Below are 7,928 nucleotides of genomic sequence, written 5' to 3' on the forward strand. Positions count from 1 at the left end.
GCCGGAGGGATGGTGTCTCGTGCCCCCCGTCCCGGCGCGAACTGGAGATCTCCATGTCTGAGGAATGCGACGTCCTGCTGCGCAACGGCGACATCGCGCACGTGCGGCCCCTCGCGCCCGGCGATCTCGCTCAGCTGCACGAGCTCGTCGACCGCACTTCCCAGCGTTCGGCCTATCTGCGGTTCTTCACCGGGGGGCGGTCGAGCGCGCACGCGTACATGGAGCTCCTCACCCGGGCTGGCTACCAGGGCCACGCGCTGATCGCGGTCAAGCACGGCCAATTGACGGGGGTCGGCGAATACATCCCGACCGCTGATCGCGCTGTCGCCGACATGGCGATCCTGCTCGACGACCGGGTGCAGGGGCAGGGGCTGGGGACGATCCTGCTGGAACATCTCGCCGACCACGCCGCCCGGCACGGCATCCGGGAGCTGGTCGGCGAGGTGCTGGCCGAGAATTCCGCGATGCTTCGGGTGCTCCGCGACATCGGCCTGGAGGTGGACTTCCACTACGACAACGCGACGGTGGACGTGCGGATCAAGCTGGATCGCACGCCGGAACTGCTGGCGAGCATCGAGGCCCGGGAACACGAGGCCGAGCGGGCCTCGCTGGCGAGGATCCTGGCACCGGCGTCGGTGGCGGTGATCGGCGCGAGCCGTGATCCCGCCAGGATCGGCCACAAAGTGCTGCGCAACCTGCTGGACGGCGGCTTCCGCGGCGAGCTCTACCCGGTGAATCCGAAGGCTTCGGAAGTGGCCGGGATGCAGGCCTATCCGGCCGTGCCTGGACCGGTCGACCTGGCGGTGATCGCGGTGCCCGCTCCGGCCGTGCTGGATGTCGCCCGGGACTGCGCGGCGGCCGGGGTGAGCGGGCTGGTGGTCCTCTCGGCGGGGTTCGCCGAGAACGACGGGCGGGACGCCGAGCGGGAGCTGCTGGCGATCTGCCGGTCGGCGGGCATCCGCCTGATCGGCCCGAACTGCCTCGGCCTCGTGAACACCTCGGCGCGGCTGAACGCCAGCTTCCTCCCCCTGGCGCCCACCGCCGGGAGGATCGCGCTGATGTCGCAGTCGGGCGCGGTCGGGGCGACGCTCATGGCTCGGCTGGCCGTCTCCTCCTTCGTCTCGGTCGGCAACAAGGCCGATGTGAGCGGCAACGACCTGCTCGAATTCTGGGAGGACGACGACGCCACCGACGTGATCGCGCTCTACCTCGAGTCGTTCGGCAATCCCCGCAAGTTCGCCAGGATCGCCGCCCGCGTCGGACGCCGCAAGCCGGTCCTCCTGGTCAAGAGCGGCCGCTCGGGATCGGGTGACCGGGCGGTGCGCTCGCACACCGCGGCCGCCGCCACGCCCGACATCGCGGTGGACGCTCTCGTCCGGGCCGCCGGCGTGGTTCGGGTGGATAGCATCCGCGACCTGATCGACACCGCCCGGCTGATGGCTGCTCAGCCGCTCCCGGAGGGCCGCCGCGTCGCCATCGTCGGCAATTCCGGCGGGCCCGAGGCGATGGCCGCCGACGCCTGCGAACGCCACGGGCTGATCGTCCCCGAACTTCCCGCCTCTGCCGCGCTGGCCGCGCGGGTTCCGGCCGCGGCGGCACTCGCCAACCCGATCGATCTCACCGCCGACGCCACGGCGGAACAGATCGGCCTGGCCATCGAGGCCTCCCTGGCGGAACCGGGGATCGACGCGGTCCTGGTGATCTATACCCCGCCGTTCGGCTCGGGTATGGACGCCACCAGGAAGGCGATCGCCGAGGCGACCCGGAGGGCGAGCAAGACCGTGGTGGCGTGCGTGATGGGCTACGACGGCATGATCGACGATCGGGTTCCCAGTTACGCGTTTCCTGAGCAGGCCGTAGAGGCGCTGGCGCGAGCCGCCGCCTACCGGCAGTGGCGGCACGCGCCCGAGGATCCTCCCGCGATCGCGAGCTGGGCGGACGACCGCTGCGGGCGTCAGATCGTGCGATCCGAACTCAAGCTCCGGCCGGACGGCGGCTGGCTGGATCCGGTGACCACCGACCGGCTGATGCGCTGCTTCGACGTGACCACCGTCGAGTCGATCACCGTGGACGGTCCGGAGACCGCCGCCGAGGCGTCCGCCCTGCTCGGCCTGCCCGTCGTGCTCAAGGCGACAGGCCCCGTACACAAGAGCGACGTCGGCGGCGTCCGGACCGGCCTGAACACGCCGGCCGAGGTCCAGCAGGCCTACCGCGACATGGCGGCGCGGGTCGGGCCGACAATGACCGGAGCGGTCGTCCAGCACATGGTCCCCGACGGCGTCGAGATCATCCTCGGCGGCGTGAACTACCCGGCCTTCGGCCCGCTCGTCATGGTCGGCATGGGCGGCGTCACCGCCGACCTGCTCGCCGACCGCAGCTTCCGCGTCCCGCCGCTCACCCCGGCCACCGCCGCCGAAATGATCGCCGACCTGCGCTGCTCCCCCCTCCTGTACGGCTACCGCAACCGCCCCCGGGCCAGCACCACAGCACTGACCGACCAGATCGTCCGCGTCGGCCGCCTCCTGGACGCCCTCCCGGAAGTCGCCGAACTCGACCTCAACCCGGTCATCGTCACCCCGCGCGCCGCCATCGCCGTGGACGCCCGAATCCGGCTGGCTCCCGCCGACCCGCCGCCCTCCCCCTTCACCCGCCGGCTGCGCTGACCAACGGCACCACTGCGGGGACCTCCGGCCCTACGCCCGGCACCCCACCCGGCGTGGGATGGAGACGAAAAGAACAAAGACCACGGAGGTGGCAGATGACCACACTCACCCGCAGGCAGCCGAGAGGATTGTTCCCGGAGATCTTCGACTGGCTCGAAGCACCCCTGGCCGGATTCGGCCCCGCGATCCGCTTCGAGGACTACATCAAGGACGGCAGGTACGTCCTGCTGGCCGAACTCCCCGGCATCGACCCCGACAAGGACCTCGAGATCACCCTCACCGACGGCGTGCTGGCCATCCACGCCGAACGGCACCACGAGGAGAAGGACGCCCACCACACCGAATTCCGGTACGGCGCGCTCACCCGATCCGTCGTCCTGCCCCCGGGCGCGGACCCCAAGGACGTCAAGGCCGTCTACGACAAGGGCCTCCTGGAGATCAGCGTGAAGCTGGACGACGCCAAGAACGCGGGCATCCGCATCCCCGTCGGGAAGCCCCGCACCACCAAGTGACATCACCCGCGGGCCCGTCCGCGGACGGGCCCGCACCCATCGGGAGAGGACCCGCCATGCGCACCACCGTAGAAGCCGTCATGACCAGGACGGTCGCCCTGGTCACCGCAGACACGCCCTTCAAGGAAATCGCCGAGATCCTCATCGCTCGCGGGGTCAGCGCCGTTCCCGTCGTGGACGGGGAGAACCGCGTCATCGGCATCGTGTCCGAGGCCGACCTGCTCCGCAAGGAGGAGTTCCGCGAGCTCTACTACCGCGAGGGCTACCAGCCGCCGCTGCGCGCCCGCCTGCGGCACCGGCTCAACCGCGAATCCGGCCACCCCGAGGCCAAGGCCCACGGCGACACCGCCGCCGAGCTGATGACCGCCCCCGCGATCACCGTACGGCCGCAGCTCTCGACCGTCGCGGCCGCCCGGCTCATGGAGAAGCACGGGATCAAGCGGCTGCCGGTCGTCGACGAGAGCGACCGCCTGGTGGGCGTGGTCAGCCGCCATGACCTGATCAGGGTCTTCGTCCGGCCTGACTCGGATATCGCCCGCGATGTCCGCGAGGACGTTCTCGGCCGCTCGCTGTGGGTGGACACCGAGCACATCCGCGTCAAAGTCGACCAGGGCATCGTCACCCTCGGCGGCACCATGACCCGCCGGAGCGAGGCCGAGATCGCCGCCCGCATGGTCGGCCGGGTGAACGGCGTGGTCGACGTGATCAACGAGCTGGAATGGAAGGACGACGACGCCGACTGGAAGAGCGCTTGACACACCGGGAGGTGCGCATGGTCCCGCCAGGTGTGGACCAACGCCTCTAAGCGCGAGCGCCCGCCACTCGCAGAGTGGAGTAAACGGCGAAACCTGGAGGCGACCATGCAAGCAGCAACCGTCATCGCGTTCGACCAGCCCCTCGTGGTCCGAGAGACGCGCGTTCCCTCGCCGGCGCCCGGCCAGGTCCTGGTCCGCATGGAGGCCAGCGGGCTGTGCCACACCGACATCCACGCCGCCCGCGGCGACTGGCCGGTCAAGCCCCACCCGCCGTTCACCCCTGGACACGAGGGCGTCGGCATCGTCCAGGAGCTCGGCACCGGCGTCACCGGCCGGGCCGTCGGCGAGCGGGTCGCCATCCCGTGGCTCGGGTCGGCGTGCGGCACCTGCGGGTACTGCGTCAGCGGCCGGGAGACCCTCTGCGAATCGCAGCGCAACACCGGCTACAGCATCGACGGCAGCCACGCCCAGTGGGCCGTCGCGGACGCCCGCTACGTGGTCCCGGTGCCGGCGGGCGTCTCACCGAGCGAGGCCGCGCCCCTCACCTGCGCCGGGGTGACCTCCTACAAGGCGGTCAAGGTCTCCGGGCTGCGCCCCGGCGAGCGCGCGGCGATCTTCGGGATCGGCGGGCTCGGCCATCTGGCCCTGCAGTACGCGGGCATCTTCGGCGCCGAAACGATCGCCGTCGACGTCACCGAGGACAAGCTCCGGCTGGCCGGTGGCCTGGGCGCGACGCACACGGTCAACGCGGCCCGTACCGACCCGGTCGCGGCGATCAAGGACCTGGGCGGGGCCGACATGGCCGTCGTCCTGGCGGCCGACCCGCACGTGCTGGAGCAGGCCCACGCCAGCCTGCGGCGCGGCGGCCGGCTGGTGCTGGTCTCCCTGCCGAAGGGCAACACGATGCAGCTGCCGATATTCCAGACAGTCCTGGGCGGCATCAGCGTGATCGGCTCCATCGTCGGGACCAGGGCCGACCTGGCCGAGGTCTTCCGGCTGCACGCGGCGGGACGTACCGAGGTCAGGTACGAGACGCGGAAGCTCGAGGAGATCAACGAGGCGATCGAGGACGTGCTGTCCGGCCGCGTCGACGCGCGCGTGGTCTTCGAGTTCTGACTGGTGAGCGCCGCCACGGCCACGGCCATGACGGCGCCCCCGCTCAGGCGATCGGGAGGGCCAGTCGCTCGTTGATCGCTTCGACCACGACCTGCCGGTTGGTGACGACGAGCCAGGTCTGGCCGCCGCCCGGACTGACGAGCCCCGGTCTGATGATCAGGGACGCGGAGTAGCCGGACCCGGCACCGGGGTGCCCGGCGACGTCCTTGGGCAGCACGAGCCCCCAGCCGAGGCCCGTCTGGCCACCTGGGCTGTCGCCCCGCTCGGCCTGCGGCCTGAGCGCCTCGCGGGCGAGCGCGTCGGGCAGCAGCGAGGACCAGCCGAGGCCGAAGCGGACGAGATCAGCCGCCGTGGTCCACAGACCGCCCGCGGCCGGCACGACGGAGATCTGCGTCGGTACCCGCTCGAACAAGCCCTCGTCCGTGAGGCGGTGGCCGATGGCCACGCCGGTGGCCGGAACGCTGCGCGGGAACCACGAATCGCTCATCCCGAGGGGTTGGAGCACCATGCGGGAGACCGCCTCCTCGTAACTCGATGCGGTGACGTCGGCGATCAGCTGCCCGAGCAGCGCGTACCCGCCGTGGCCGTAGGCGAATGTGCCGCGTGGGCCGCCGCACGCCACGACCGGCCCGGTGACCGAGACCAGGTCGGGGACGTGGTCGTCGAACATCGGCGCGAGGTTGTCGACGCCGCCGGTATGGGACAGCAGCTCCCGTACGGTGACGGCGTCGTCGGCGAGCCGGATGGTGCGCAGATACGCGTTCGCGGGCTCGTCGAGCCGTACGCGCCCGTCCGCGACCAGCCGCAGGACGGCGACCGCGGTGATCAGCTTGGTGATCGAGCTCGCGGGAAACCGGTGTTCGGGCAGCAGCGCCTCATCCTGGTCGAGGCTCGCCCAACCCTGCGCGGTCACCCACACCGAGCCGTCACCGGTCGCGCCGGCCACGATGAGGCCGACCAGCCCCAGCTCGGCGAACGATTCCGCGGCCACCGCGGCCGCCTCCTCCGGCACCGCACCGAAGGTACGCGTCGCCGGCGCCGCCACGCGCGGGTCCTTGACCTTCGTCTCCAGTGGATACAACCGCAGCGTGCGCAGCCGGTACGGCGGGTCGGCCTCGGTCGCCGCCTCGACCCGCAGGTCGGCGATCCGCGCGTGCAGGCGCAGCGGCTCGGCCCGCACGTCGGCGAGGTCCTCGCGCAGCTGCTGCGCCACCGAGCTGAACACCTGGATCAGCGTGTCCGGCGGCAGGAGGCTCAGGTAGTGGTCGTCGAAGTGCCGGCGCAGTTCCTCCTCGTCAGGGGGTGTCCACTCCGGGGTATCGGCCGCCGCGAAGCGGGACATGAACCACCGCACCTGCATGAGGGCGTGGCTCGCGGCCTCGATGTGTTCCTTGAGCGCGGTCCAGCTCGGCAGCCCGTGCTCGCGGGCGATGGCCAGCTGGGCCTGGTGAAGCATGGCGAATTCCCCGGCGGAGAGGCGGCGTTTCGCCTCGAGCTTCAGATACCGGAGACTCGGCCGGTCGGGGAGCGCGCGCGACTGATCGGACAAGGCAGTCCTTCCCTCGGCGCCCGCGGATCCGCGACATCGGGCGGGGAAAAGACATGCCGTCGATTTGCTTGGCGAACCGGTGAGCTTGCAGCTCTGCCCGCGGACCCAGAGGCGGCCGGAAACCGCCACTGACGACCATACCCCTGGCCCCGGTCATCGCCAATCCGATTTTCCGCCCAGTCGGTCGCGGCTCCCGCCGGGCGCTTTCGCCTCAGGTGCTTGCCATGGCGTCGGCGAGAGACTCGCCCCACTCGTGGGCGCGCCGCAGTTCGGTCTCCTCCAGCGGGCCCTTGGTCCCGGTGACGTAGAAGTTCATCGGCGGGGCGGCCAGGCGCAGGTGGTGCCTGCGGAGCGCCTTGTGCGCGCCCTTGGCCGCCGAGCCGGGCATGTACGCGGCACGGATCTTGGTGTCGAACGCGGCGGCGGCGATGGGGATGGTGACCCGCAGGGCGGACAGCCACTCGCGTATCCCCTCGCCACGGGAGATCAGGTCGCCGTCGGCCTGCTGCTCGGCGGAATCGCGGGTGCTCGCGCGCGACATGCCGAACGCGTGCGTGGGGCCGCCCACGACCAGCAGGGTCACCTCGTCGGGGAGCAGTACCGGCGCGGTGCCGACCTCCAGGATCTCCACGGGCATGCGGGTCGTCAGGCCGCGCGCCACCTCTTCGGCGATCTGCTTGGTGTTGCCGAACATCGATTCGTACACGACGAGCGCGCGCATGGGCGCTCATCTCCTCTCACTAGGTGTGGTGGATGTCCGTAGCGGGGCGGCGGGGCGCCCGCGGGACGAGCGGTCCGTAGCCGAGCCTGATGATCATTTGCGGGTGGCCGCGGCGGTGCCGGGGATCGCTGCGCCGGCGCATGTCCCGCAGGTCCAGCGGCTGGTTGAGGAACGAGGTCGACAGCCCGTGTGCCGTCGCGGTGAGCAGCACGCGCTCCAGCGCCTGCCCGGCGCACAGCCAGTCGACGGGCCGGTCGCCGCGCGTGGTGAGAACGGCGAGCTGCGGCCGCGGCTCGAACGCCGCGACCCGGCCGCGTTCGCCAAGGCGCCGCGTCACGGGCGGGTCCCCCGTCGGCACCGGGCCGCGCACGAACCCGGGCAGCGCCCAGCGGGCGAGTTCGGCCCGGTAGTCAGGGTCGGCAGCCAGTTCGTCCTCGGCCATGGCGGCGTATTCGAGCATCTCGGCGACGGCCTGCCCGTCCAACGGGATCAGGCAGGCGCCTTCGCGGCTCGCCGCGATCCGCAGCTCGGCCATTACCGCGGGCGGGACCGGCTTCCCGTTGTACGGCTCGCGGTTCGTCCTGCGCGCGGGAATCGCCTCATACAGGCGGG

The 7,928-nt window shown here is 71.5% G+C and carries 7 protein-coding genes; 4 read left to right on the forward strand and 3 right to left on the reverse strand.

The window, feature by feature from the left end; genetic code table 11:
* The first annotated feature begins 53 nt into the window (after positions 1-53).
* The 4 genes from Aple_RS13065 to Aple_RS13080 all read left to right on the forward strand — a co-directional run bounded on the left by Aple_RS13065 (position 54) and on the right by Aple_RS13080 (position 5,046).
* Positions 54-2,663: a bifunctional acetate--CoA ligase family protein/GNAT family N-acetyltransferase gene (locus Aple_RS13065; RefSeq protein WP_155344813.1), complete on the forward strand. Its 2,610-nt coding sequence runs from the start codon at positions 54-56 to the stop codon at positions 2,661-2,663.
* Between the two features lie 95 nt (positions 2,664-2,758).
* Positions 2,759-3,175 carry an Hsp20/alpha crystallin family protein gene (locus Aple_RS13070; protein ID WP_155344814.1) on the forward strand — a complete coding sequence of 139 codons (417 nt, stop codon included), beginning with the start codon at positions 2,759-2,761 and terminating at the stop codon, positions 3,173-3,175.
* A gap of 56 nt (positions 3,176-3,231) precedes the next feature.
* Entirely contained in the window at positions 3,232-3,930 is a 699-nt protein-coding gene (locus tag Aple_RS13075; protein ID WP_155344815.1) for a CBS domain-containing protein, read from the forward strand.
* Between the two features lie 105 nt (positions 3,931-4,035).
* A complete protein-coding gene (locus Aple_RS13080; RefSeq protein ID WP_155344816.1) occupies positions 4,036-5,046 on the forward strand; it encodes a zinc-dependent alcohol dehydrogenase in 1,011 nt (336 codons plus the stop codon).
* A gap of 43 nt (positions 5,047-5,089) precedes the next feature.
* Here the strand turns inward: Aple_RS13080 and Aple_RS13085 are convergent, their stop codons facing one another.
* The 3 genes from Aple_RS13085 to Aple_RS13095 all read right to left on the reverse strand — a co-directional run.
* Positions 5,090-6,595, reverse strand: a complete 1,506-nt coding sequence (locus tag Aple_RS13085; RefSeq protein WP_155344817.1) for a serine hydrolase domain-containing protein — start codon at positions 6,593-6,595, stop codon at positions 5,090-5,092.
* Positions 6,596-6,806: 211 nt separating this feature from the next.
* Positions 6,807-7,316, reverse strand: coding sequence for a flavodoxin family protein (locus Aple_RS13090; protein WP_155344818.1), 510 nt, complete (start codon positions 7,314-7,316; stop codon positions 6,807-6,809).
* Positions 7,317-7,335: 19 nt separating this feature from the next.
* Positions 7,336-7,928: nitroreductase family protein (locus Aple_RS13095; RefSeq protein WP_174889818.1), on the reverse strand; the 593-nt coding region annotated here is incomplete at its 5' end.

Origin of the sequence: Acrocarpospora pleiomorpha (assembly GCF_009687885.1) — a bacterium.
In the GTDB taxonomy this organism is placed as follows: Bacteria; Actinomycetota; Actinomycetes; order Streptosporangiales; family Streptosporangiaceae; genus Acrocarpospora; species Acrocarpospora pleiomorpha.